25 protein-coding genes are annotated in these 25,249 nt (G+C 67.8%); 11 read left to right on the top strand and 14 right to left on the bottom strand.

Going from position 1 to position 25,249, the window contains the following annotated elements:
* Window positions 1–163 precede the first annotated feature (163 nt).
* Window positions 164–1,306 (top strand): phospholipase D-like domain-containing protein, encoded by a 1,143-nt coding sequence (locus tag ABD729_RS02290; protein WP_344708538.1) that lies wholly within the window; start codon window positions 164–166, stop codon window positions 1,304–1,306.
* A gap of 1 nt (window position 1,307) precedes the next feature.
* Here the strand turns inward: ABD729_RS02290 and ABD729_RS02285 are convergent, their stop codons facing one another.
* Window positions 1,308–1,937, bottom strand: coding sequence for a class I SAM-dependent methyltransferase (locus ABD729_RS02285; protein ID WP_425564817.1), 630 nt, complete (start codon window positions 1,935–1,937; stop codon window positions 1,308–1,310).
* A gap of 95 nt (window positions 1,938–2,032) precedes the next feature.
* Here ABD729_RS02285 and ABD729_RS02280 point away from each other — a divergent pair, with 95 nt between their 5' ends.
* Window positions 2,033–3,328, top strand: a complete 1,296-nt coding sequence (locus ABD729_RS02280; RefSeq protein WP_344708537.1) for an MFS transporter — start codon at window positions 2,033–2,035, stop codon at window positions 3,326–3,328.
* Window position 3,329: 1 nt separating this feature from the next.
* Here the strand turns inward: ABD729_RS02280 and ABD729_RS02275 are convergent, their stop codons facing one another.
* Together ABD729_RS02275 and ABD729_RS02270 are read right to left on the bottom strand one after the other, a co-directional pair.
* The gene (locus ABD729_RS02275) at window positions 3,330–5,630 is read right to left on the bottom strand and encodes a CDC48 family AAA ATPase (protein ID WP_344708536.1); all 2,301 of its coding nucleotides are present in this window, start codon (window positions 5,628–5,630) and stop codon (window positions 3,330–3,332) included.
* A 305-nt stretch (window positions 5,631–5,935) separates the two neighbouring features.
* A complete protein-coding gene (locus ABD729_RS02270; RefSeq protein ID WP_344708535.1) occupies window positions 5,936–6,697 on the bottom strand; it encodes an SDR family NAD(P)-dependent oxidoreductase in 762 nt (253 codons plus the stop codon).
* Window positions 6,698–6,775: 78 nt separating this feature from the next.
* On the opposite strand from ABD729_RS02270, the gene ABD729_RS02265 reads away from it, so the two are divergent.
* The gene (locus ABD729_RS02265) at window positions 6,776–8,026 is read left to right on the top strand and encodes a DUF418 domain-containing protein (RefSeq protein WP_344708534.1); all 1,251 of its coding nucleotides are present in this window, start codon (window positions 6,776–6,778) and stop codon (window positions 8,024–8,026) included.
* Here ABD729_RS02265 and ABD729_RS02260 read toward each other — a convergent pair.
* The gene (locus ABD729_RS02260; RefSeq protein WP_344708533.1) at window positions 8,023–8,481 is read right to left on the bottom strand and encodes a peptidylprolyl isomerase; all 459 of its coding nucleotides are present in this window, start codon (window positions 8,479–8,481) and stop codon (window positions 8,023–8,025) included. The two genes, ABD729_RS02265 and ABD729_RS02260, sit on opposite strands and share 4 nt — an antisense overlap.
* 147 nt (window positions 8,482–8,628) lie before the next feature.
* Here ABD729_RS02260 and mgtE point away from each other — a divergent pair, with 147 nt between their 5' ends.
* Together mgtE and ABD729_RS02250 are read left to right on the top strand one after the other, a co-directional pair.
* Complete coding sequence (gene mgtE / locus ABD729_RS02255) at window positions 8,629–10,062, top strand: magnesium transporter (protein ID WP_425564816.1); 1,434 nt, start codon at window positions 8,629–8,631, stop codon at window positions 10,060–10,062.
* Window positions 10,063–10,104: 42 nt separating this feature from the next.
* Entirely contained in the window at window positions 10,105–10,509 is a 405-nt protein-coding gene (locus ABD729_RS02250; RefSeq protein ID WP_344708532.1) for a DUF1489 family protein, read from the top strand.
* On the opposite strand, the gene ABD729_RS02245 is transcribed toward ABD729_RS02250, so the two are convergent.
* From ABD729_RS02245 to dinB, 4 genes are all read right to left on the bottom strand, one after another.
* The gene (locus ABD729_RS02245) at window positions 10,506–11,186 is read right to left on the bottom strand and encodes a head GIN domain-containing protein (RefSeq protein WP_344708531.1); all 681 of its coding nucleotides are present in this window, start codon (window positions 11,184–11,186) and stop codon (window positions 10,506–10,508) included. The genes ABD729_RS02250 and ABD729_RS02245 overlap by 4 nt on opposite strands.
* Before the next feature lie 126 nt (window positions 11,187–11,312).
* Window positions 11,313–12,038, bottom strand: coding sequence for a head GIN domain-containing protein (locus tag ABD729_RS02240; protein WP_344708530.1), 726 nt, complete (start codon window positions 12,036–12,038; stop codon window positions 11,313–11,315).
* A 114-nt stretch (window positions 12,039–12,152) separates the two neighbouring features.
* Entirely contained in the window at window positions 12,153–12,689 is a 537-nt protein-coding gene (locus tag ABD729_RS02235) for a CarD family transcriptional regulator (RefSeq protein WP_344708529.1), read from the bottom strand.
* 194 nt (window positions 12,690–12,883) lie between these two features.
* A complete protein-coding gene (gene dinB / locus ABD729_RS02230) occupies window positions 12,884–14,008 on the bottom strand; it encodes a DNA polymerase IV (protein WP_425564815.1) in 1,125 nt (374 codons plus the stop codon).
* A gap of 74 nt (window positions 14,009–14,082) precedes the next feature.
* Here dinB and sucC point away from each other — a divergent pair, with 74 nt between their 5' ends.
* From sucC to ABD729_RS02200, 6 genes are all read left to right on the top strand, one after another.
* The gene (gene sucC, locus ABD729_RS02225) at window positions 14,083–15,282 is read left to right on the top strand and encodes an ADP-forming succinate--CoA ligase subunit beta (RefSeq protein ID WP_344708528.1); all 1,200 of its coding nucleotides are present in this window, start codon (window positions 14,083–14,085) and stop codon (window positions 15,280–15,282) included.
* A gap of 3 nt (window positions 15,283–15,285) precedes the next feature.
* A complete protein-coding gene (locus ABD729_RS02220; RefSeq protein ID WP_344708527.1) occupies window positions 15,286–15,693 on the top strand; it encodes an SgcJ/EcaC family oxidoreductase in 408 nt (135 codons plus the stop codon).
* Window positions 15,694–15,742: 49 nt separating this feature from the next.
* The gene (locus ABD729_RS02215) at window positions 15,743–16,492 is read left to right on the top strand and encodes an electron transfer flavoprotein subunit beta/FixA family protein (protein WP_344708526.1); all 750 of its coding nucleotides are present in this window, start codon (window positions 15,743–15,745) and stop codon (window positions 16,490–16,492) included.
* A gap of 98 nt (window positions 16,493–16,590) precedes the next feature.
* On the top strand, window positions 16,591–17,523 hold the full coding sequence (locus ABD729_RS02210; protein WP_344708525.1) for an electron transfer flavoprotein subunit alpha/FixB family protein: 933 nt from the start codon (window positions 16,591–16,593) through the stop codon (window positions 17,521–17,523).
* Between the two features lie 71 nt (window positions 17,524–17,594).
* Entirely contained in the window at window positions 17,595–18,488 is an 894-nt protein-coding gene (locus tag ABD729_RS02205; RefSeq protein WP_344708524.1) for an energy transducer TonB, read from the top strand.
* Between the two features lie 62 nt (window positions 18,489–18,550).
* A complete protein-coding gene (locus ABD729_RS02200; protein ID WP_344708523.1) occupies window positions 18,551–19,453 on the top strand; it encodes an energy transducer TonB in 903 nt (300 codons plus the stop codon).
* Window positions 19,454–19,460: 7 nt separating this feature from the next.
* On the opposite strand, the gene ABD729_RS02195 is transcribed toward ABD729_RS02200, so the two are convergent.
* The 6 genes from ABD729_RS02195 to ABD729_RS02170 form a co-directional block, all read right to left on the bottom strand.
* Window positions 19,461–19,919, bottom strand: coding sequence for a hypothetical protein (locus ABD729_RS02195; RefSeq protein WP_344708522.1), 459 nt, complete (start codon window positions 19,917–19,919; stop codon window positions 19,461–19,463).
* 74 nt (window positions 19,920–19,993) lie between these two features.
* Window positions 19,994–21,256 (bottom strand): diaminopimelate decarboxylase, encoded by a 1,263-nt coding sequence (gene lysA, locus ABD729_RS02190; RefSeq protein WP_344708521.1) that lies wholly within the window; start codon window positions 21,254–21,256, stop codon window positions 19,994–19,996.
* 11 nt (window positions 21,257–21,267) lie between these two features.
* Window positions 21,268–22,251: an arginase family protein gene (locus ABD729_RS02185; protein ID WP_344708520.1), complete on the bottom strand. Its 984-nt coding sequence runs from the start codon at window positions 22,249–22,251 to the stop codon at window positions 21,268–21,270.
* Window positions 22,251–23,534 carry a hypothetical protein gene (locus tag ABD729_RS02180; RefSeq protein ID WP_344708519.1) on the bottom strand — a complete coding sequence of 428 codons (1,284 nt, stop codon included), beginning with the start codon at window positions 23,532–23,534 and terminating at the stop codon, window positions 22,251–22,253. Before ABD729_RS02180 ends, ABD729_RS02185 begins: the two co-directional genes overlap by 1 nt.
* Window positions 23,486–24,718 carry a Na+/H+ antiporter NhaA gene (gene nhaA / locus ABD729_RS02175; protein ID WP_344708518.1) on the bottom strand — a complete coding sequence of 411 codons (1,233 nt, stop codon included), beginning with the start codon at window positions 24,716–24,718 and terminating at the stop codon, window positions 23,486–23,488. Before nhaA ends, ABD729_RS02180 begins: the two co-directional genes overlap by 49 nt.
* Window positions 24,719–24,768: 50 nt before the next feature.
* The gene (locus tag ABD729_RS02170) at window positions 24,769–25,194 is read right to left on the bottom strand and encodes an OsmC family protein (RefSeq protein WP_344708517.1); all 426 of its coding nucleotides are present in this window, start codon (window positions 25,192–25,194) and stop codon (window positions 24,769–24,771) included.
* Window positions 25,195–25,249 lie beyond the last annotated feature (55 nt).

Genomic DNA, 25,249 nt, shown 5'->3' with positions numbered 1-25,249 from the left:
AGAAGGCTGCGCACCTAGGGGCGGAGGCTCGCCAAGTCAAGGAAAGCAGCCCTTTCGCCGCCGAACCGCTTGCCGCTGCAGACCATGCTTGCGCTGTACGCCAGCACAGCTACCGCACTTTCGATGACCGACCTGGTCGAGCCTCCTGCGCGCGCGCCATGCCGTGACCGCAACCGTGGCGGGAACGCGGCTGACCCTTGTCGAATCGGGGACGGAGCGGCTGGCGCTGCTGCTGGCCCTGATCGATGGCGCGAAGACGTCGGTGCGCATGCTCTTCTACATGCTCGACGCCGATGCGGTGGGGGAAGCGGTGCGCGATGCCCTGATCCGCGCCGCGACGAGGGGCTGCAAGGTCAGCATCATCCTCGACGGTTTCGGGTCCGATGTCCCGAACGGCTTCTTCGAACCCCTTCACCGCGCGGGCGGGCGGACCTGCCTGTTCAATCCGCGGATCGGTGTCCGCTACCTGCTGCGCAACCACCAGAAATTGGTGGTGATCGACGATTCGCAGGCCATCACCGGCGGCGCCAACCTGACGGTCGACTATATGAGCGACCATAGCGAACAGCGCTGGCGCGACCTGTGGCTGCATATCGACGGGCCGTCGGTCCGCGCCGCAGCACGCTATTTCGACGCGCTGCAGGCCTGGTCGGAACGCCCCAAGCCGAGGCTTCGCGAGCTTCGCCGGCTGCTCCATCGGCACACCCAGCGCAAGGGCGCCCTGCAGTGGCAATATTCAGGCCCCGTCCGGCGCGCGCATCCGTGGACTGTCGGGGTCGCGCGCGAACTCCATACGGCGCAGCGGCTGGACATGATCGCGGCCTATTTCTCGCCGCCGTTCGCCATGCTGCGCAGGCTGCGCCGCCTCGGCGACCGCGGGGAGGTGCGGATCCTGACCGCGGCTCGCTCCGACAACAACGCCACTATCGCGGCCGCCCGGCACACCTATGCGCGGTTGCTGCGGCACCGGGTGCGAATGTTCGAATTCCAGACGGAGAAACTCCACACCAAGCTACTGGTGATGGACGACGTGGTCCACATCGGCTCGGCCAACTTCGATTTTCGCAGCCTTTATCTCAACTTGGAAGTGATGCTGCGGGTCGAGGATGCGGGCTTTGCGGCGCAGATGCGCGACTATTTCGAGCGGCAGCTGGCCGAGGCGCAGGAGATCACCCCCGCGCTCCACCGCTCACGGGCGAGCTGGTGGCGGCGGATCAAATGGGCGCTGTCGAATTTCCTGGTCACGGCGGTGGATTACACCGTGACGCGCCGGCTCAATTTCGGCGCCGAGGGAAGCGCCGGCTAGCCTACTTTTCGTCGCGCCAGGCCCAGAACAGCGTCGCGGGCGGGACGTTGATCCATTCGAAACCACGGTCGATGCGGTCGAACACGGGCGCGATGAAGTCGCGAACCTTGGGGCTGAACTGATAAACGAGGAACGCGCCGCCCGGCCGGACCGCCCGTGCGGTCGCCGCGCCGATCGCGTCGCCGACGCCCGGCGGCAGGGTGGAGAAGGGCAGGCCCGAGAGAATATAGTCGGCGAGCGGCAGGCCGCGGTCGCTCAGCACCTTTTCGACGTCGGCCGCGCTGGCGGTCACCGCGATCAGCCGCGGATCGTCGATGCTTTCCTTCAGGAAGGCGGTGAATTCGGGATTGGTGTCGATGGTCACCAGCCGCGCATCCTCGGGCAGGCGATCGAGGATGATGCGGGTGAAGGTGCCGACGCCCGGGCCATATTCGACGAACAGGCGGGTGTTTTCCCAGTCGACCGGTCCGAGCATCTTGTCGATGAGACGACGGCTCGACGGAATGACCGAACCCACCATCACCGGATGCTTGAAGAAGCCGCGCAGGAAGGCGAGCCGTTCGGATCCGCCCCGACGGCGGCGTTCAAGGCGGCGCCGTTCCTTGAGCGCGCGGGCAGATGTGGCTTGCATGGGGGCTCCGGCTAAAGCGTCGGCGGACGGCTGGCAATCCCAAGCAAATGCCTGCCGCCTTGGCAAGTTCCGCAACACCGCTAGGAGAGGGGGGCATGGCGGACGGCGGAACGAAGCGGCAGAAGGTTGGCGGATCGGCGCTTACCCACCTTCATTTCCTGCTGCTCTATGCGGCGATGCTGGTCGCCGCAGCGGGCAATACCGCGCTTCAATCGGTGATGCCCGCGATCGGCCGCGCGATCGGGATCGCCGATCTGTGGGTCGCGATCGCCTATACGTGGAGCGCGGTGCTGTGGGTGTGGCTTGCGCCCACCTGGGCCGAGCGGAGCGATCATCACGGACGCAAGGCGCTGACCCAATTGGGGCTGATGGGCTTCATCGTTTCCATGACGCTGTGCGGGCTGGTGCTGATCGCCGGGCTGCACGGCTGGGTCGGCGCGACGCTGACCTTCGTGCTATTCGGCCTGTTCCGGGCGATCTACGGCGCGCTTGGCTGCGCGACGCCGAGCGCGACGCAGGCCTATCTTGCCGCCAAGACCAGGCGGTCGGCGCGAACCGCGCAACTGTCGGCGCTGTCCTCCTCCTTCGGGCTCGGGACCATCGTCGGTCCGGCGCTGGCGCCCTTGTTCGTCTTGCCCTTCATCGGCCTGCCCGGGCCGCTGTTCGCCTTTGCGCTGATTGCCATCGTGGTGTTCCTCGCGATCCAGGTCTGGCTTCCGGACGATCGCGGCCAGCGGCTCGAAGGGCGCGGGGCGGCGATGAGCTATCCGAGCCTTGCGTCGATGATCACCGGCGCGAGCGTGCGGGCGGCGACGGCGCCCGAACGGCAGAAAAGGCTGTCGTGGCGCGACGGGCGGATCCGGCGCTGGATCGTCGCCGGGGTGATCGCGGGGCATGCGCAGGCGGCGACGCTGACCTGCATCGGCTTCTTCATCATCGACGTGCTGAAGCTGCAGCCGCTCGGGGCGGAGGAGCCGATCGCGATCGTGATGATGGCGGGGGCCGGTGGCACGCTGGCGGCGCAGTGGGGCATCATCCCGCGGCTGGGGCTAAGCCCGCGGGCGCTGATCGTATGGGGCTCGCTGATCGCCGGCCTCGGCCTCGGGATCACCGCCGTCGCCGACGACCTCTACGGCCTGGTGCTCGGCTTCGGGGTGACCTCGATCGGCTTCGGCTTCACCCGGCCGGGGTTCACCGCCGGGTCGAGCCTTGCCGTGCCGCTGGCCGAGCAGGGCGCCGTGGCCGGGGTGATCACCTCGGCCAACGGCATCGCCTACATCTTCGCGCCGGCAATCGGCATGCTGCTCTACGCAGTCGACATCCACCTGCCGTTCGCCGTCGCAGTGGTTGTGGTGCTGGTGCTCGCCGCCTGGGGCCGCTCGCTCCGCTAGCTCACTCCTTTCCGCCCGGGCGCGGGGTCAGCATGCCGGGCGAGATGAAGCCGATGCCGCCGCGGTCGGGACGCACGGCATCGCTCTTCAGCGTGTCCTGAATCCGCTCATATTCGGCCAGCATCTCGGGCGTCACCGAGGCGCGGGTCTCGGCCAGCGCGGCGTCGAAATCGGCCATGCTGACTTCGGCATTGCCAAGGTCACGGCGAAGCGCGGTGAGACCGGCGCGGCGGGTGAGATCCTCGAGATCGGCACCGGTGAACCGCTCGGTCCGGCGGGCCAGCGCTTCAAGGTCGACATCCTTGGCGAGCGGCATGTTCTTGGCGTGGATCGCGAGGATCCGGCGGCGCCCGGCGACATCGGGCGGCCCGACATAGACCAGTTCATCGAGGCGACCCGGACGGAGCAGCGCGGGGTCGATCAGATTGGGTCGGTTGGTGGCGCCGATCAGCACCACCCCCTGCAATTCCTCGAGGCCGTCCATCTCGGCGAGGATGGTGTTCACCACCCGCTCGGTCACCTGCGGTTCGCCCATGCCGCCGCCGCGGGCGGGGACCAGGCTGTCGAGCTCGTCGATGAAGATTACCGTCGGGGCGACCTGGCGGGCGCGCTGGAACAAGCGGGCGATCTGCTGCTCGCTTTCGCCATACCATTTGCTGAGGAGGTCGGACGACTTGATGGCGATGAAATTGGCCTGGCTTTCGCGCGCCGCGGCCTTGGCCAGCAGGGTCTTGCCGGTGCCCGGCGGGCCATAGAGCAGGAAGCCCTTCGCCGGGCGGATGCCGAGCCGCTTGAAGGCGTCGGGATGCTTGAGCGGGAGTTCGACGCCTTCCTTGAGCTTCGCCGCGGCCGAATCGAGCCCGCCGACATCGTCCCAGCCGATCGTCGGCACCTGCACCATCACTTCGCGCATGGCCGACGGCTGCACCCGCTTCAGCGCATTGTCGAAGTCGGACGCAAGGACGCTGAGGCGATCGAGCATTTCGGGCGGGATGGTCCCGTCCTCGAGGTTGAGTTCGGGCATGATCCGCCGGACCGCTTCGAGCGCCGCCTCGCGGGTGAGGGCGGCAAGGTCGGCGCCGACAAAGCCGTAGGTGCGGCGGGCGAGGTCATCGAGGTCGACCCCGTCCGCAAGCGGCATGCCGCGGGTGTGGATGCCGATGATCTCCCGGCGGCCGGTCTCGTCGGGCACCCCGACCACGATTTCGCGGTCGAAGCGGCCGGGGCGGCGAAGCGCTTCGTCGATTGCTTCGGGGCGATTGGTGGCGGCGATGACCACGAGGTTCTGGCGCGGTTCGAGCCCGTCCATCAGTGTCAGAAGCTGCGCGACGAGTCGCTTTTCGGCTTCGCCCGACACCTGCCCACGCTTGGGCGCGATCGAATCGATCTCGTCGATGAAGATGATCGAGGGCGCGGCCTGGCTGGCTTCCTCGAACAGCTCGCGCAGCTTCTTTTCCGATTCGCCATAGGCGGCGCCCATGATCTCAGGGCCGGCGATGTGGAAGAATTGCGCGTCGCTTTCGTTGGCGACGGCGCGGGCGAGGCGGGTCTTGCCGGTGCCGGGCGGACCATGCAGCAGGACGCCCTTGGGCGGGTCGACGCCAAGGCGCTGGAACAGTTCCGGGTGCCGCAGCGGCAGTTCGACCATCTCGCGCAGCGCGTCGATGGTGGTGCGCATGCCGCCAAGGTCGTCATAGGTGACGTCGGCGCGCCGCTCGCCATGCTGCTCGGTATATTCGGAGAGCAGTTCGACGACCGTGTCGCGGTCGATATGGACAATCCCGCGCGGCGCGGTGCTGACGACGTTGAGGCGGATTTCCTGCAGCGCGAAGGCGGGCGCGTTGAGCAGCTGCCGGACATGGTCGGGCATGTCGGCATTGACGCGCTGGTGGCCCGCGGTGGCGATGGTATCGCCGCTGGTGAGCGGACGGCCGGCGAAGCTGCGCTTCAGCGCTTCGGAGGAGCCCTGAAGGCGGATGTTGTTTTGGGCCGGCGCGAAGACGACGCGGGTCGCCGCCTTCGACTGGCCGCGGCGGACCTCGACGAAATCGCCCGAGCCGACGCCGGCATTGGCGCGCTGGAGGCCGTCGAGGCGGACGATGTCGAGCCCTTCGTCGTCGCCATAGGGGCGGACCGCGCGGGCCGGGGTGACGCGCTTGCCGACGATCTCGATCACGTCGCCGTCCGACAGGCCGAGCTGGTCCATGATGCTGCGCGGCACCCGCGCAATGCCCCGGCCGCTGTCGGCGGGGGGCAGGTTGGCCACCTGCAGGCGGCGGATTTCAGTCTCGACGTCGGCCATTCACGATTGCTCCTCAGCTCCGCCCAACGGCGAAGGCTTGTTGCGGTTCAATGTGGAGGCGAAGGGCCGGTTGAAAAGAGGAAGGGACAAAAACGCCTGCCGTCCACTTCGTCCAGTTTCGCTTCGGCCGGGCGCATTTGCGGGAGTGGCGTGCAGCAGTGGCGAAGGCGCGGCGCACGGGATTTCGGTAGCAGATCAGGGGCTTGTAGGACAGCGAGGGCACTCGCCATTGCGCGCCGCAGTGGACGCAATCCGGGGTTCGGTCCGGTGGATTGCTTCGCTTCGCTCGCAACGACGGATTTGGCTTATTTGAGTGCGCCGGCGAGGCGGCGGATGAGGGAGCGGGGGAGGAAGCGCGACCCTTGGGCGCCGACCTTGTTCATCGCGCCGGGGATGACGATCGCCTGATTGGCAGAGAGCGCGGCGAGGCCCGCGGCGGCAACTGGGCCGGGCCGGGCCGCGAGCTTTTCGAACGCGTTGCCGAGCTTTGCGTCGAAGCCCGCGACGTCGGCGAATTCGGTGCTGACCGGGCCGGGGCACAGCGCGGTGACGTGGACCCCGCGCCCGCGGACTTCCTCGTGCAGCGCTTCGGTGAAGCTCAGCACATAGGCCTTGGTCGCAAAGTAGACGGCCATGCCGGGCCCGGGCTGGAAGGCGGCGGTGGACGCGACGTTCAAGATGCCGCCGCGGCCGCGTTCGAGCATCCCCGTCAGGACGCCTCGGGAAAGTTCGGTCAGCACCCCGCAATTGAGGTCGATCATCGCCCGCTGCCGCCTGGCGTCGAGCTTTTCGACGCGCCCGCGGAGCCCGAAGCCGGCGTTGTTGACGAGGCAATCGACATGTTCGTCGTGGGCGGCGATGTCGGCCAGCAGCCGCTCGGCGGCGTCCGGCTCGCCAAGGTCGAGCGCGACGGCGCGTGCCTTGCCGAGCTCGGCCGCGAGCGCCTCGATCCGGTCGGCTCTGCGGGCGACCAGCACCAGCCGCGCGCCGGTGGCCGAAAGCTGCCGCGCGAACTCGGCGCCGATCCCGGCCGAGGCGCCAGTGACAAGAGCGATGGGTGATGTCATGTTTCCGGTTCCTCTGGCGCCCGTTGCGCCGGCAGTTGGCTTGCTTGCGTCCGCTACACCGACAGGGGGGACGGGTCGATGCAGACTGAAGGCGCGGCGCCGATCGCCGCCACCGAGCGGCACCACATTCTCGACGCGCTGCGCGGGTGGGCGCTGGCGGGCGTGCTGATGGCGAACATGGCGGTGTTCATCGGCTTCGAGATCGCCTCCGAACCGGAACGCGCGGCGGGGATCGGAAGCCAGCTGAACGACATTGCCGAGCTGCTCATCGAGTGGCTGGTGGTCGGCAAGTTCTACTCGCTCTTTTCGCTCCTGTTCGGGATCGGCTTCGCGGTGCAGCTCAATCGGCTGGAGCAGCGCGGCGAGGGGGTTCCCCGCTATGTCAGGAGACTGGCGGTCCTGTTCCTGTTCGGCTGTGCCCACCTGTTCCTGCTGTGGCTGGGCGACATCCTCGCGCTTTATGCGGTGATGGGTTGCGTCCTCCTGCTGTTCCGCAAGGTGGGTGACCGGGCGCTGATCCGCTGGGCCATCTTCCTGTGGCTGGTGCCGATCGGCTGGTCGGCCCTGATCCACTTTGCCGACATCAATCTTGCCGACCCGATCTATGGCGCAGCGATGCGCGGGTTCGCGGCGCAGGGTATAGACCTCACGATGAGCCCGGCCGCCTGGTACAATTCGGCCGATTACGCGGCCCAGTTGGCGTCGCACCCGTCGGAAGTGCTGCTGCGGATCGGCGATCTCACCTACCAGATGCGCCCGACCAAGGTGCTCGGCATGTTCCTGATCGGGCTGTGGATCGGCCGGCGCAGTCTCTTCGCGGCGACGGCGACGACCCGTCCCTTGCTGGTGCGGACGGTGAAGCTGGGCCTCGGGATCGGACTGCCGCTGTCACTCGCGCGGGCGGTGTTGCACATGACGGCGGGCGACAATCATGCCCTGCGCTTCCTCGAGGAGGCGCTCTATTGCCTGACCACGCCGACCCTGGCGCTCGGCTATGCGGCGGGGTTCTGCCTGTTGTGGAGCGGCGGCGCGCAGCGCGTGCTGGCGTGGCCGGCACCCGCGGGGCGGATGGCGCTGACCAACTATCTGTCGCAGACGCTGATCCAGACCTTGCTGTTCACCGGCGCGGGGCTGGCGCTGGCTAACGTCTTCGGACTGGCGTTCGTGCTGCCGTTCACCGCGGCGATCTTCGGTTGCCAGGTGGCGGTGAGCGGCTGGTGGCTGGCGCGGTTCCGGTTCGGGCCAGCTGAGTGGCTGTGGCGCAGCCTGACCTACGGCCGGGCGCAGCCGATGCGGCTGGCCCGGCCCGGAGATATCGTGGCCGCTTAGGCGACGGTCGCCTTGACGATGGTACCCGGTTCCCGCGGGGGTTCGCCCTTGGGCAGCGCGTCGACATGCTCCATGCCGCTCTCGACATTGCCCCACACGGTATACTGCTTGTCGAGGAAGCGCGCGTCGTCGAAGCAGATGAAGAACTGGCTGTTGGCGGTGTTCGGCTGGTTGGTGCGCGCCATCGAACAGGTGCCGCGGACGTGCGGCTCGGCGTTGAATTCCGCCTTGAGGTCGGGAAGCTCGCTGCCGCCCATGCCGGTGCCGGTCGGATCGCCGCCCTGCGCCATGAAGCCGGGGATGACGCGGTGGAACTTGACGCCGTCGTAGAAACCTTCGGACGCGAGCTTGGTGATCCGCTCGACATGGCCGGGCGCGAGGTCCGGGCGGAGCTTGATCACGACATCGCCGCCGCTCGACAGGCTAAGGGTAAGGGTCTGGGGCGCGTCGGCCATGGGCATTGCTCCTGCTGCTGGGGTGTTGCCGGCCATCTAGGGGCTGGCGCGCGCAAGCGCCACCCTTAGGCCCAGGGGTGACAAGACGCCGCGTCCGTGACAGGAGCGGCGCGGGGCATCACCACAAGCGACAGGCGGGAGGACAGCATGAGCGAGCGCGAACCGCTTGACGCCGACCTGCTGCCTTCGGGCGCGCCGGTGGACGAGCTGCCCGACGCCGAAGTGATGGATAGCGAAGACCGGCTCCGCCCCGGCTTCGTCGGGCGCGTGCTCGATGCCGTCCACGATGGCGATGGCGAGACCGCCCGCGCGCTGGTCGAGCCGCTCCACCCCGCCGACGTCGCCGACCTGATCGAGCTGGCCCGCGCCGACGAGCGCGAGGGGCTGGTCGCCGCGCTGGCGGAATTGGTCGACGCCGACGTGCTGGCCGAGCTGAACGAGCACGTCCGCGAGATCCTGATTTCCGAAATGGCGCCCGAGCGGGTCGCGGAGATCGCCGGCGAGCTCGACACCGACGACGCGGTCGCGATCATCGAGGACCTCGAGGAGGACGAGCAGCGGGCGGTCCTGCGCGCGATGGAGCCCGACGATCGCGCCGCGATCGAGGAAGCGCTGACCTATGGCGAGGAGACCGCCGGCCGCCTGATGCAGCGCGACCTGATCGCGGTGCCGGCGCACTGGAATGTCGGCCAGGTCATCGACTACCTGCGTTCCGAAGCCGAACTGGCGAACGACTTCTGGGAAGTGTTCGTGGTGTCGCCGTCCCACCACCCGGTCGGCACCTGCAAGCTGTCGACCATCCTGCGCTCGCCCCGCGCGACCCGGGTCGCCGCGATCATGGTCGAGGAGCAGACGCTGATCCCGGTCGACATGGACCAGGAAGACGTCGCGCTGCGCTTCCAGAAATATGCGCTGGTGTCGGCCGCGGTGGTCGATGCGAGCGGGCGGCTGGTCGGGATGATCACGGTCGACGACATCGTCCACATCATTCAGCAGGAAGCCGGCGAGGATGTCCTGTTGCTGTCGGGCGCGGGCGATGGCGATATCAACGAGCCGCTGGCACCGACCATCCGGCGGCGGCTGACCTGGCTGGTGATCAACCTTGGCACGGCGACACTGGCGGCGAGCGTGGTTGGTTTCTTTCAGTCAGAGATCGCGGCTTTCGCCCTGCTTGCGGTGCTGATGCCGATCGTCTCGGGCATGGGCGGCAATGCGGGGACACAGACGCTGGCAGTGACCGTGCGTGCGCTGGCGACCAATCAGCTGACCAGCTCGAACACGCTCCGGATGTTCGGGCGCGAATTCAAGATTGCGCTCGCCAACGGGCTTTGCCTGGGGGTGTTGATCGGCAGCGGAGTAGCGCTGCTATTCGGCAATACAACGCTGGGCATGGTGATCGGCGCGGCGATGGTGATCAACAACCTGGTCGCCGGGACCGTCGGCATCCTCGTTCCGGTCACGCTCGAGCGGTTGCGGATCGATCCCGCCGTATCGTCTTCAGTGTTCGTCACCACGGCGACCGACGTCATGGGTTTCTTCAGCTTTCTCGGGCTCGCCGCGGCGGTGGGGTTGGCAGGCTAAGGTCCACTTGGCTTAAAACCCTGCGAACGCTAAGGAAAAAGCGTGCCGCTCCATCTCACCAAGGTCGCCGTCGGCTGCCGCACCCCCGAAGCGCTGGAGAAGCGCTTTGCCGCGCGCAGCGTTGGCGGCGAGGTGCGGATCGTGACGCGGATGCGGCCCAAGCGTCTGGCCGAAATCCTCGATGGCGGGTCGCTCTACTGGATCGTGCAGCACCGGATGATCGCCTGCTCGCCGATCCTGAGGGTCGAGGATCGTCCGGACGGGCGGATCGATTTCGTCTGCTCGGAGCGGCTGCAGGCTATCCCTGCGATGCCGAAGCGCGCGCATCAGGGCTGGCGCTATCTCGAGCATGACGTGGCGCCCAAACCCGGCGACAATGACGATTGCGGGCTGAGCCTGCTGCCGCCCGCGCTCTACGGCCGGCTTGCTGCGCTGGCCCTGCTCTAGCGGCAGTTGTTGACGGTGGCGCCGCCGGTGACCTTGCGGGTGCAGGCGACAGGGTTCTGGAACGTGACGGTCGCGGCGCCGGTCGCGGTGACGTTGGCGCTGCGGCGGGCAGAAGCGCGCACTTCCGAGCTTCCGGCCGCGACCAGCACGAGATCGTCGGACTGAAGCGCAGCCGCATCGAGGACGATGCTTCCTTCGGCGCCGATCCGGCCATTCTTGATGGTGCCGGCAAGGGTCACCGTCCCGCTTCCCGCCGCGAGCAGATCGAGACGGTCGGCGGTGACGCTTGCGACCTGAAGCTGGCCCGGGCCGCCAAGCCCGAGGTTGACGCTGAGGCCCTTCATCCGGTCGATCAGCAGCCGGCCCGAGCCCGTCAGCAGGGCCGAGGCGAGATCGGGTGTGCCGAGCGTGACGCGTACAGGAACCCCGCGGCCCTGCCCGTTCCAGCCGCTTTGCTGGCGGACGATGAGCGTGCGCCCTTCGACCCGCAGGTCGACGGTGTCGAGCGCGTCGGGGGTGCTCTCGGCCCTCGCCGACGGCGGCTTGCCGGTGGTCACGACCACCTCGAACGGGGCCTCGACCCGGATGCGGTCGAAGCTGGTGATGGTGAAATTGCGCTGGGCCGCGGTCGCCGGGTCGGCAAGGGCGATCAGCAGGAGGGCGAGGAGGCGGGTCATGGCGACCCTTGTGCCCCGGCCATGGTTAACAGACCTCTTCGTCATTGCGCGCCGCAGGCGAAGCAATCCACCAGCGCGGGCGGCTTGGATTGCTTCGCTCCGCCCGCACTGACGAGCAGGTGACGCCTAGGAGCAGCGGATATCGCCGCTGCCGTGCTTGGACGACTGGCAGCGGGCGCCGCCGCGGATGTCGATGTCGCCCGAACCGGCGATCGACGCCTTGGCGGTTCCGGTGACCTGTGCGCGGATGCTTCCACTGCCGGCGATGTCGGCGCTGGCGTCGGTCGATCGCAACCCCGAGGCATCGACGTCGCCCGAACCGGCGATCTCGTAGCGCGCCTGCTGCGCCTGGCCCGCGGCCTTGATCCCGCCCGAGCCGGCGATCGACAGGCCGAGGTCCGTCACCGCCACCTGCGGCAGGCGAAGGTCGCCCGAGCCCGCGACATTGCCGCGGAAGCGCTCGCCCGCGATGCGATCGACGTCGACATCGCCCGATCCGGCCACGGCCACCGATTCGAGGCTGGGGACGGTGACGTTGAACACCGCCGGATCGTTCGAACCCCAATTCATGCCGCCGAACCAGCCCTTGCGCTTGGGCCTGATCACCAGCTTGCCGCCCTCGACCGTGACCTCGGTCTCGTCGAGCAGCTTCTGCGGCCCGCGCGCGGCGACCGAGATGGCCTTGCCGGTGGCGACCTTGACGTCGAACGGCCCGGACACCTCGATCCCGCTGAAGTTCGCGACCTGATAGGTGCGGCTGACGGCGGGGCCGGCGGATTCAGCGTGGCCTTCGGAGCAGGCGGTGAGCGACAGCGCGCTCAGCGCGGCGGCGGCGAGAAGGTGGTGGCGCATCGGTCATTCCCCTACTGTGTTGTACAAGTAATACAGCAGCACGGACAGGCGCGCAAACGAAAAAAGGCGCCGCCCGCAGGCAGCGCCTTTCTCGTTCCAGCAAAGCGGCGAGGCTTACTCGGCCACTTCCTTGGTCTTGTGGTGGATCAGGGCGGCTTCGTTCAGGATCTGGTGGATCTTGGCGAGCGCCGCCTTCTCGTCGGTCTGCTCCATCGCGCCGAGTTCGCGCGCCAGGCGCGAGGCGGCGGCTTCGAAGATCTGCCGTTCCGAATAGCTCTGTTCAGGAGCATCGTCCGGGCGGAACAGGTCGCGGGTCACCTCGGCGATCGACGACAGGTCGCCCGAGTTGATCTTCGCTTCATATTCCTGGGCGCGGCGCGACCACATGGTGCGCTTGACCTTGGGCTTGCCCTTCAGGATCTCGAGCGCGGCGACCATGGTCTTGTCGCTCGACAGCTTGCGCATGCCCACCGAGTCGGCCTTGTTGACCGGCACGCGGAGAGTCATCTTTTCCTTTTCGAAACGCAGCACGTAGAGTTGGAGGCTGGTTCCGGCAATTTCGGTGCTCTGCAGTTCAACGACGCGTCCAACGCCGTGCTTGGGGTAAACCACATAATCGCCAACGTCGAAGCTAAGGGCCTTCGCTGCCATTCTTCACCTTTCCAGATGCGAGAAGCATGAACCAAACGGTTGGTGGCGCCCCCAAGTCGCCCCGCGGTCCTGGCTTCTTCAGTTGACGGTCCGGCCTCTTGCCAAGCACCGCCGAGAGGGTGGTTGCGAAAAGGCCGCAGCGCATTGAGCATGCGGTACGGCCCCGATGTCATCAGCCTTTAACACAAAGTCTCTCAGATCGCCAGCCCCAGTTGCCGGGGCGCTTCGTCGTTAACCTCGGTCAGGTTCGACAGGCCGAGTCCGAGCAGCCGAACGCCGAGCGGAACGGGCAGCAGCGCGTCGAGCAGGTGATGTCCCGCGGCGGTGAAGGTGGCGGGATCGTCGACCGGATCGACGAAGCTGTGGGCCCGGCTGATCAGCCGGAAGTCGGAGAATTTGACCTTGAGCGTGACGGTGCGGCCCGCAGCCCGGGCGCGGTCGATCCGCTGCCAGGCGAGGCCGGCGACCCGGCCAAGCTCGCGGTGGAGGTCTTCCGCACTGCTGTAATCGGTGTCGAAGGTCCGTTCGGCGCTGACCGATTTGGCCTGGCGGCTGGACCGGACCGGCCGCTCGTCGATCCCGCGGCAGATGCGCCAATACCATTCGCCCGAGCTGCCGAACCGGCCTGTCAGTTCATCGCGGCTGAGCGACTGGAGGTCCGCGCCGGTATGGATGCCGAGCGCTTCCAGCCGGGCGGCGGTTTTTGGGCCGATGCCGTGGAAGCGCCCGACGGGCAGCGAGGCGATGTAGCGCTGCGCCTGCTCGGGACGGATGACGCACAGCCCGTTGGGCTTGTTCTGGTCCGAGGCGAGCTTGGCTACGAACTTGCAGTAGGACACGCCGGCCGAGGCGGTCAGCCCGGTCTCCCCGGCGATGCGGCGGCGGATTTCCTCGGCGATCGCGCGGGCCGAGCCCAATTGGTGCCGGTCCTCGCTGACATCGAGATAGGCCTCGTCGAGGCTCAGCGGTTCGATATGGTCGGTGTAGTCGGCGAAGATGGCGCGGATCTGCTGCGACACGGCCTTGTAGGCGTCGAAGCGGGGTTTGACGAAGATGAGGTCGGGGCAGCGGCGGCGCGCGGTGACGCTCGGCATGGCGGAGCGGACCCCGAACACCCGCGCTTCGTAGCTGGCCGCCGCGACGACCCCGCGGTGACCGCCACCGACCGCCACCGGCTTTCCCTTGAGCGACGGGTCGTCGCGCTGTTCGACGCTGGCGAAGAAGGCGTCCATGTCGACGTGGATGATCTTTCGCACGGGCGTCGGCGCGCCATCGTCGGGCGCATCGGAGCGGACCGTTGCGGGCAGCTGTGCGTTCACGCCCCGTTCCCTACCTTGGCTTGAGCGGAGAGTCATGCTTTAGGGCCGGCAAACCAGCATCTTCGGGAAGACAGATGAACATCCACGAATATCAGGCCAAGGAACTGCTTGCGAAATATGGCGTGGCGGTGCCCGCCGGCCATGCCGCGATGAGCGTCGAGGAAGCGGTCGAGGCGGCCAAGCGGCTCCCCGGACCGCTGTGGGTGGTGAAGGCGCAGATCCACGCCGGCGGCCGCGGCAAGGGCAAGTTCAAGGAACTCGGCCCCGACGCCAAGGGCGGTGTGCGCCTGGCCAAGTCGATCGAGGAAGTCCGCGCCCACGCCGAGGAAATGCTCGGCAAGACGCTGGTGACGATCCAGACCGGCGCCGAGGGCAAGCAGGTGCAGCGCCTGTACATCACCGACGGCGTCGACATCGCCAAGGAATTCTACCTCGCGCTGTTGGTCGACCGTGAGACCGGCCGCATCGCGGTGGTCGCCTCGACCGAGGGCGGGATGAACATCGAGGACGTCGCCCACGACAGCCCCGAGAAGATCCACACCATCACCATCGATCCCGCGACCGGGCTGATGCCGCACCACGGCCGTGCCGTCGCGGCGGCGCTGGGCCTGACCGGTGACCTTGCCAAGCAGGCGTCGAAGGTGCTCGCCGGTCTCTACGCCGCCTTCCTCGGCAGCGACGCCGAGCAGATCGAGATCAACCCGCTGGCGATTACCGAGGACAACCAGCTGATGGTGCTCGACGCCAAGGTCGGCTTCGACGGCAACGCCATGTTCCGCCACAAGGACATCGCCGAGCTGCGCGACCTGACCGAAGAGGATCCGATGGAAGTCGAGGCGTCGAAGTACGATCTCGCCTACATCAAGCTGGACGGCGACATCGGCTGCATGGTGAATGGAGCGGGCCTCGCCATGGCGACGATGGACATCATCAAGCTGAACGGCGCCTTCCCGGCCAACTTCCTCGACGTCGGCGGCGGCGCCAACAAGGAAAAGGTCACCGCGGCGTTCAAGATCATCCTCGCCGATCCGGCGGTGAAGGGGATCCTGGTCAACATCTTCGGCGGCATCATGAAGTGCGACATCATCGCCGACGGCATCGTCGCCGCCGCCCGCGAGGTCGACCTCAAGGTCCCGCTGGTGGTCCGCCTCGAGGGCACCAACGTCCAGCAGGGCAAGGACATCCTCGCCAATTCGGGCCTTCCGATCGTCGCCGCCAACGACCTTGGCGATGCGGCGGCCAAGATCGTCGCGGAAGTGAAGAAGGCGGCCTGAACCGTGCTTGGCCGCACCGACGCCGAGGCAATCTGCGCTGCGCTGGAAGCGGCGTGGAATGCTGGCGACGGCGCGGCTTTCGCGGCGAACTTCGCCGAGGACGCCGATTTCGTGAACGTGCTCGGCCATCACGCGCGGGGACGGGCGGAGATCGCGGTTGGTCACCAGGGCATCTTCGAGGGTGTCTACAAGGGCAGCCGCAACCGGCTGCAGGTCGAGGATTTGCGGAGCCTCGGGGGCAGCCTGTCGCTTATGCACGTTGCAGCGGCGCTCGAAGTGCCGGAAGGTCCGATGGCGGGCACGCACAGGGCGCTGATGTCGGTCGTCGTCGACGACGCCGGCACGGCCCCGCGCATCGTTGCCCTGCACAATACGTTCGTTCGGGACATGCCGGGAGGCCGGCCAAACTGATAGAGGCGGCGCGGCACAGCCCGCGTCGCAGCGGATGGAGAGTAAGCGGATGAAGGTACTCGTCGCGGTCAAGCGCGTCATCGACTACAATGTGAAGCCTCGCGTGAAGATGGATGGCACGGGCGTCGATCTTGCCAACGTGAAGATGAGCATGAACCCCTTCGACGAAATCGCCGTCGAGGAAGCCATCCGCCTCAAGGAAAAGGCCGGCGCGAGCGAGATCGTGGTGGTTTCGGTCGGCCCGCAGAAGGCGCAGGAGACGATCCGCACCGCGCTCGCCATGGGCGCCGACCGCGGCATCCTGGTCCAGACCGACGATGAGGTCGAACCGCTGGCCGTCGCCAAGATCCTCGCCAAGATCGTCGAGGAAGAGCAGCCGCAGGTGATCCTGCTGGGCAAGCAGGCGATCGACGACGATTCGAGCCAGGTCGGGCAGATGCTCGGCGCGCTGACCGGTTACGGGCAGGGCACCTTCGCGTCCAAGGTCGAGATCAGCGGCGACACCGCCAATGTGACGCGCGAAGTCGACGGCGGGCTCGAGACGGTGGCGCTGAAGCTGCCGGCGATCGTCACCACCGACCTGCGCCTCAACGACCCGCGCTACCCCTCGCTGCCCAACATCATGAAGGCCAAGTCGAAGCCGATGGCGGCCAAGACCCCGGCCGATTACGGCGTCGACACCGCGCCGCGCCTCGAAACGCTGAAGGTGGTCGAACCCGCCAAGCGGCAGGGCGGCGCCAAGGTCGGCAGCGTCGATGAACTGGTGACCAAGCTGAAGAGCCTGGGCGTGGTGGCCTGATCCCTCGACTTCGCTCGGGACGAGCGGAGTGGAGACCTGAAGTGATCCGTTAGTCCCGAGCGAAGTCGAGGGACGATGCGACTGACGAGGAATTGCACATGAAGATCCTGGTTCTCGGCGAGCATGCCAATGGCAAGGTCAAGGATTCGACGCTCGCCACCCTTGGCGCCGCGGCGAAGTTCGGCGGTGAAGCGCACCTGCTGCTGATCGGATCCGATGCGGCCGCGGCGGCGGACGATGCGAAGACCATCGCCGGCATCGGCAAGGTCCATGTCGCGGCCGACGCTGGCCTCGACCATGAGCTGGCCGAAAGCGTCGCGCCGTTGGTCGCCAGGCTGATGGAGACGCACGACGTGCTGCTCGCCAGCTCGACCACCACCGGCCGCAACATCGCGCCGCGGGTCGCCGCCCTGCTCGACGTCGCGCAGGTCAGCGACATCATCGCGGTCGAGGGCCCGGACACGTTCCAGCGCCCGATCTACGCCGGCAACGCGATCGCCACCGTGCGTTCGAAGGACGCCAAGAAGGTCATCACCGTTCGCGGCACCGCCTTCACCAAGGCCGAGCGCGGGTCGGGCAATGCCGAGATCGAGAATGTCGACGCGGGCGTGTCGAATGCGGTGTCGAGCTTCGTGTCGATGGAAGCGTCCGAGTCCGAACGGCCGGAGCTGACTAGCGCCAAGATCATCGTCTCGGGCGGCCGTGCGCTGGGCTCCAGCGACCAGTTCCATGCGCTGATCGATCCGCTCGCCGACAAGCTCGGCGCCGCGGTGGGTGCCAGCCGCGCGGCGGTCGATGCGGGCTATGCGCCCAACGACTATCAGGTCGGCCAGACCGGCAAGATCGTCGCCCCGGAGCTGTACGTCGCGGTCGGCATTTCGGGCGCGATCCAGCACCTTGCGGGCATGAAGGACAGCAAGGTCATCGTCGCGATCAACAAGGACGAGGAAGCTCCGATCTTCCAGATCGCGGACGTCGGCCTGGTCGGCGATCTGTTCAAGCTGGTGCCGGAACTGACCGAAAAGCTTTAAGGCCTCTTTCCCAGAGGCTTGCTCAACGACCCTGCGTGGCTAAGCTCCTGTTGCACTAACGGGGGCTAGTCATGTTGCGTAAGGTCGTCAGCGGTCTCGGGCTGTTGGCTGTTTGTTGCCCGGCGCTGGCGAGGCCACCGGCGGCGCTCGCACCGTCGGGACCGTGGCTGCCACTCAAGTCTGCCGACAGCTGCAAGCTCAGCCGCGCGTTTGGCGAGGGCAAAGACCGCGTCGTCGCCGTGTTCGAGCGCGTTGCGCCGGGATCGCGGCTCAACCTACTGGTGTTCGGTCCGGGACTTCGGTCGGGCCCCGCGGCGCGCGGCGGGCAGGTGCGCTTCCTCCCCGCCGCCGGTCCTTCCTTCACCGGCGGCCTCAGCGCCATGACGGCGCGCGGGGAAACGGTGATTCAATGGTCGGCAGTCGATTTCGCGCCCGACCTCAAGGTCGAGCCGGGACTGCGCACGGCAGGCCAGCTCCTTGCGCTGAAGGCCGCCAACCTTGCGGCCAAGTCCACTGCCGCAGCGCAGGTGACCGGCGTCGAGGTGAGCGAGCCCGGCGGCAACCGGATCGTCCTCCAGACCGGAACCATGACCGCGGTGCAGGACAGCCTGGAAGCGTGCGCGCGCGACCAGTTGCAGAGCTGGGGCCTCGACCCCGCGGTGCGCCACCGGATCGTGCTGGGACCGCGCAGCGACCGCAAGCCGGGCGATTTCGTCGACGAGCGCGATTATCCGGTGCTGGCGTTGCGGCACGGCGGCGAGGCGATCATCACGGCGCGCCTGATCGTCGACGCCGACGGCAAGGTCAGCCGCTGCACCACCATCACCGACTTCGCCGAGCCCGAGATGAAGGAGCTGGTCTGCCGCGGCCTTTCCAAGGCGACCTTCCAGCCCGCCGTCCTCGACGATGGTACCAAGGTGCCCGATTTCACCATGCTCCGTTTCCGCTTCGGAATGGCGCCCTGACCTTCACGACCGAAGCATCGTTCTTCAACCCCAACTGGAGCGTCGGCTCGATCATGCCCGGTATGCGTAACCTGGCAACGGCGGTCGTCCTGCTGAGCTTGCCCGCGGGTGTCCAGGCGCGCGAGCCCGTGCTGCTCAAGCCGCTGTCGCCGTGGAATCTTCAATATCAGCCCGAGAGCTGCAAGCTGGTCCGCTCGTTCGGCGATCCCGCGCGGCCGACGGTGATGGTGCTGGAGCGGATCAGCCCCGAATCGCCGCTGTCGCTGCTCGTGTACGGCGGCGGCCTGCGCTCGCAGATCGGGGATGAGGGCGTCACCGCGGCCTTCCTGCCGTTCGCGTCCAATCCATTCCGGGACGGCGCAGTGGCGCAGACGGCGACTACCAAGGATCCCGCCATCTACTGGCTCAATGTCCTGATCCGGCCGGCGGCGATGCGCTATGACGAGATGAAGAAGCGCGCCGACTATTATGTCCGCGACCTCGCCTGGGAAGCCGGGGAAAGGGCAATGGCGGATCGCACGGCGGCGGCGATCACCGGGCTCCAGATCGACGAGCGCGGACGGCGGACGGTCCTGATGACGGGCTCGCTGGGCAAGGCCTATCCCCTGATGCGGCAATGTGCGGCCGACCAGATGGCGGCGTGGGGGATCGATCCGGCAGTGCAGGAGAAATTGGTCCGGGCTGCAAAACCGCTCGCGCCGCTGTCGCAGCTCTTTCGCAGCAGCGACTATCCCAAGGGTGCGCTCAAGACCGGGGATGAATCGGTCATTCGTGCCCGCCTGCTGATCGACGCGACGGGCAAAGTGACCAAGTGCACGAGCCTGACCGCCTTTTCGGCACCGGGCTTCGCCGACGTGGTCTGCGCGCGCCTCAGGCTGGCGAAGTTCAGCCCCGCCGAATTGGCCGATGGCACCAGGATCCCCGACTTCACGACGACCAACATCAAGTTCGTCATGGGGCAGTGATCTGGGGTCAGGGCCGCTGTTTGCTGGCCTCGGCCTCGGCCTGGGCGCGCTGATAGACTTCATAGTCGGTGGGCCCTTGGCGGAGGAGCGGGCGCAGATCCTCTTCGCGGAGGGCCTTGATCGCGATCCCGATGGCGCGAAGGGCCATGTCGCTGAGCGGAAGGTTGCCGCCGCAGGCGTCCATCGGGCCGACGCCCGAACAGCCTTCGGTGATCGCGCGCGGTCGTGGCCGGTTGGCGGGATCGTCGCGGTGCTCGATCGACCGGAGCGCCTGCAAGGTGGTGGGATCGATCCGGTAGCGCCGGTCGCGGTCTCCGCAGACGGTCACCGTATTGGGATCGGCGACCCGGTTGCAGCCTTGCGAGATGACCGGCAGGGCGATCCGTTCGGGCGGCTCGAGCGCGGCGGCGGGCGCCTCGGCGAGGAGCGAGCAACCGCCAACAAGGGCCAGGCGACGCGACATCATGGCAACCGGTTCCAGCGTGAACCCGCCGAGGCTAGGCCTGCCCGTTCCGGTAGGCAATCAGAAGTGCGGCCGATCTAGCGCCACGCCACCTCGTCGACCCCCGCCAGCGCATCGGGGTCGATGCGGCGGCGGATCAGCGCCCATTTGTCGCCGTCGACCAGCACTTCGGCCGCGAGGGGCCGGCTGTTGTAGCCGTTGGACAGTGTCGCGCCGTAGGCCCCGGCGGTGCGGAAGACGATGAGGTCGCCTTCCTCCACCCGGTCCATCTCGCGGTTCATGGTGAAGGTGTCGCCGGTCTCGCACACCGGACCGACGACGTTAACCACTTGGTTCATGCCCGACGGGCGCACCGCCTCGATCCGGTGATAGGCGTCGTAGAGCGCGGGGCGCATCAGGTCGTTCATGCCCGCGTCGACGATCAGCCAAGGCGAGCGCGCACCAGGCTTCACACGGACGACCCGGGTGAGGAGCACGCCGGCATTGCCGACGATCAGGCGGCCGGGTTCGAACAGCAGGCGGGCGTTCCAGCCAGCGGTGACGCGGCGCACCATCTCGCCATAGGCCTCGGGGCCGGGCGGCTCGGGCTGGCCGGGGCCGTGGGGCACGCCGAGCCCGCCGCCGAGGTCGGCGATACGGATGTCGTTGCCCTGGGCGCGGAGCGCTGCGATCAGTTCGCCGACGCGCTCGAACGCGGCTTCGAGCGGGGCGAGGCTGGTGAGCTGGCTGCCGATGTGGACGGTGATGCCGTGGACGGCGAGGCCAGGCAGACCCGCGGCCTCGGCGTAGAAGGCGGTGGCGTCGGCGGCGGGAACGCCGAACTTGTTGTCGGCGGTGCCGGTGGTGATCTTGGCGTGGGTGCCGGCGCTGACATCGGGGTTGATGCGAAAGCCCATCGGCGCGACGCGCCCTTGCGCGGCGGCGACGGCGGAGAGGGTGCGGGCCTCCTCCATGCTTTCGACGTTGAACTGGAAGAGCCCGCCGGAGAGCGCCTCGGCCATTTCCCCGGCGGTCTTGCCGACGCCGGAGAAGACGATCCTGTCGGGGGCGATCCCGGCGGCGCGGGCACGGCGATATTCCCCGATCGAGACGACGTCAGCGCCAAGGCCAGCCGCGCCGAGGCGGGCGAGGACATGCGCGTTGGGATTGGCCTTCACCGCATAGGCGACCAGGGGCTCGCCCGCTCCGGCGCCCGCAACCGCGGCCTGCATGACGGCGGCGTGGCGGTCCATGGTGGCGGCCGAATAGACGTAGGTCGGCGTTCCCACCGCGTCGGCAATCGTTTCCAGCGGCACTCCCTCACAGTGCAGCGCGCCGTCGATGAGCTGGAAATGGTCCATGGGTCCGAGGCCTAGAAGCCTGCCAGGAAAGCCGCAACGTTGGCGCCCAGCGCGTCCACCGCATAGCCGCCCTCCAGCAGCACCAGGGTCGGGACGCCGAGCCTGGCTGCCCGCGCGGCGAGCGGGGCATAATCAGCGGTGCGGATCGCGAAGTGGCTGATCGGGTCGCCTTCGAAGGTATCCGCGCCGAAGCTGACGACCAGCAGTTCGGGCGATCCCTCCGCCAGCCAGTCGCAGGCGCGGGCAAGCGCGGCGTCATAGGCCGCAAAAGCGGTTCCGCGGGGGAGCGGGAGGTTCAGGACATTGCCCCCGCTTTCATCCGCGCTGCCCCAGAAATAGGGATAGTCGGTCGCCGGATCGGCGTGGAGCGAGGCGAAGCGGATGTCGGCGCGGCCCGCGACGATGTCCTGCGTGCCATTGCCGTGGTGGTAATCGAGATCGAGGATGGCGGTGCGTCTGCCCGACGCAAGCGCGGCGATCGCGGCCCAGTTCAGGTAGGAATAGCCGCCCATGTAATCGGGACCGGCATGGTGGCCGGGCGGCCGGGTCAGGGCGAAGGCATGGTCCCCGGCGGCGGTCGCGTCGAGCGCGGCGAGCAAGGTGTCGGTTCCCGCCAGCAGGGCCTGCCAGGTGCCGGCCATGATCGGCGCGCAGGTGTCATAGGCGTGCGCGCCGATCCGCGCGTCGATGCGGGCGAGGTCGCGCGGACGGCGGTGCACCGGGAAGGCATAGGGCAGGATATCGCCGCTCCGCCCCGCCGCCAGCCATTCGTCATAGGCGGTGGCGAGAAGGTCGAGATAGGCCCCGTCATGCGCCCGCCCGGCCGCGGCGAGCAGATCGCCCGCGGGGCGGTGGGGCGGCTCCTCGACCGCGCCGATCGCCGCAAGCACCGAATCGACCCGCTCCGGCACGTCCGCCGCGGGGTGCAGCGCGCCATTGAAGAATTCGGTTGCCGGCGCGTGGGCGCGCTGCCGTTCGTCCCAGAAGCAGCGCATCAGCGCTTGAGGTCGCTCGGCAGCGTCGGCTCGCTCAGCAATTGCTCCATTCGCTGCCAGCGGGCCTTGGGATCGGCCAGTCGCTCGACGTCGTCGGCCACCATGTCGCGGCCGATGTTGTAGTTGATGACGTAGGACCGATACTGCTTGATGAAGGCGACGCCCTGCCGCGCCCGCGCCTCGCTGACGAGGCCGTAGCGCTGGGTCAGGCGTACCGCCTCCGCTTCGTCGATCTGGCCGTCGAGGAAGCGCTGGGCGATGGTGTTGCGCGAGCGCGAAAGATCGCGGCTGAGGTCGGCAAGCTGTTCGTATTTCGCGACTTCCGAGGCCTGGAGCCCGGCCAGCGGCGCAAGGACGGCGGCTTCGTAACGTGCCTTGCGCGCACCCGGGAACGCAAGGTCGATGCCGTAATTGGCCGAACCCTCGGCCAGCAAGGATTGCGGCGAGAAAAGCGGGTAGACGCTGAATTCGACCCAGCCCTTGCCGCGCACCAGTTTCTCTTCAAGCAGCACGTTCAGGACATGGTGGCCGGGATAGCCTTCGTGGCAGCCGAGGTCGATCGCGCGGCTGAGGCGGATCGGCAGGTCGGTGTTGACCTCGATCCGGCTCTTGTAGTCGCCAAGATAGTAATTGTAGCCCGACCAGCTCTTGCCGGTGACGAAGCCGAGGTCGAACCGCTCGGTCGAGGGCAGGGCGATATGCTCGACCGTCGCGGTGCGGCAGGCGGCGATCGCGTTGCGGAAAACGGGCTCCAGCTTCTCCTTGGGAATGGTGAAGCGGTTTTGATAGGCCTCGACGCGATCGGCGAGGGTGCCGGGGCCGGGGACCAGTGCCTCGATCTTGGCCAGCACGGGATCATAGTCGCTGAGCGGTTTCAGGTCAGGCCGGACCCCGAACAGCCCTTGCGCTTCCTCGACGAAGGGCAGCTTCTCGCCCTGCAGCATGCGCAGCCGCGTCGCGGCGGCGGTCAGCTGGGCGGCAAGAAAGGCGGCGCGGCGGGGTTCCTCGGCGGACAGCTTGCCGACGCGGGACTGGAGGGTGGCGGTTTGCGCGGCAAGCGCCGGAAGGTCGCTCTTGGCAGCCAGCGCCTGCCCTTCGGCCTTGAGTTTCGGGTCACCGTAGAAGGCGTCGATATAGCCTTCTTCCTTTTCGCCGATCGCCATCTGCAGCACGACATAATCGCGCGCCGCGGCGGTGAGGCTGTCGCCGGTTCCGGGCGCGGTCGCGCAGGCGCTCAGCGCGAGCGTGGCGGCAGCAGCGGCGGCGAATAGGGGTCGTTGCATACGGTCGGATCCTTGTCGGCGTCTTGGCCGAAGATCTCCTCGGCTTCTTCTGTATCGCGTTCGCTTTCGCCCATTGGCCGCGTCAGCGCCAGCACGGCGTAGCCGACGATGCCCGAAACCACCGAGCCGAGCAAAGTGCCGATCTTCGCCTCGTCGATGAGGGTGCGGTCGGTGAAGGCGAGCTCGCCGATGAAGAGGCTCATGGTGAAGCCGACCCCGCACAGCAGCGCCGCGCCGTAGATGTGCGACCAGCGCAGTGCCTCGGGCTTGCGGGCAAGGCCGACGCGATCGGCCGCCCAGACCGCGCCGAACACGCCGATCTGCTTGCCGAGGAACAGGCCCGCGGCGATTCCGAGCGGAAGCGGGGCGAGTACTGCATCCACGCCGCCGATGGTGACGCCGGCGCTGGCGAGGCCGAACAGGGGCACGATCCCGAACATGACGAGCGGGTGCAGCCGATGCTCGAGCTTCTTGAGCGGGGACACAGCCTCGCCGCGGCCAAGCGGGATGGTCAGGGCCGCCACCACGCCGGCGATGGTGGCATGGACACCCGACTGGAACACCGCCAGCCACAGGAAGGGGAACAGCGCGAGATAGGGCCACAAGCGCCGCACCCCGAACATGTTGAGCGCCGCCATCGCAGCGACCAGCAGCCCGCTTGCCGCCAGCGCGGTCATGTCGATGTCGGCGGTGTAGAAGACCGCGATGATCGCGACCGCGCCGATGTCGTCGACGATGGCGATGGTCACCAGCAGGACCTTGATGCTGGCAGGCACGCGCGGGCCGAGCAGGGCGAGGAGGCCGAGCGCGAAGGCAATGTCGGTGGCGGCCGGGATCGCCCAGCCGGGGGACAGCGCGGGATCGAAGCCGGTGACGATCCGGTAGGTCAGTGCCGGCACCGCCATGCCGACCGCCGCGGCGACGATCGGCAAGCGGCGTGCTTCGGGCGTGGCGAGCTGGCCGTCATACCATTCGCGCTTCACCTCCAGCCCGACGAGCAGGAAGAACAGCGCCATCAGCGCGTCGGCGATCCAGTAGTGGATCGTCAACGGGCCGAGGTAGGTCTCGAGCAGCGCGTGATAGTCGTGAGCGAGTGGGCTGTTGGCGATCAGCAGCGCAAGCGCGGCCGCTCCCATCAGGAGAAGGCCCGCCGTCCGTTCGCTGCTATGTGCCTGCCCCGCCATTGGGGCGAGGCATGCACAGGTAGTTCAGTTCGCGCAACCGCGGGTGGCGGTCAGCCGACCGTGACCTCAAGCGTCATCTCGACGTTGAGGGCCTTGCTGATCGGGCAGCCGGCCTTGGCCTCGTCGGCGAGGCGGCGGAGTTCGGCTTCCTCGATCCCCGGGACCTTGGCGGTCAGCTTGAGGTCGGAGCGGCTGATCTTGAAGCCAGCGCCGTCCTGGTCGAGCTTCACCCGCGCCTCGGTCTGGAGTTCGCCCTGCTCGTGCCCGGCGCCGGCCAGCGCAAAGCTCAACGCCATGGTGAAGCAGCCCGCGTGGGCGGCGGCGATCAGCTCCTCGGGGTTGGTCCCCGGCTCGCCCTCGAAGCGGGTGTTGAAACCGTAGCGGCTGTCGGTCAGCACGCCCGACTGGGTGGTGATCCACCCCTTGCCGGTCTTGCCCATGCCTTCGTAGCGCGCGGTGGCGGTGCGGGTGATCATGCGGTTGTCATCCTCTTGAGCTGAAACTCACGCACACCAAACTGCACCGCCGCGC

Source organism: Sphingomonas humi (assembly GCF_039536725.1).
GTDB classification, from domain to species: Bacteria; Pseudomonadota; Alphaproteobacteria; order Sphingomonadales; family Sphingomonadaceae; genus Sphingomicrobium; species Sphingomicrobium humi.
This window is presented reverse-complemented; position numbering and strand designations above follow the sequence as displayed.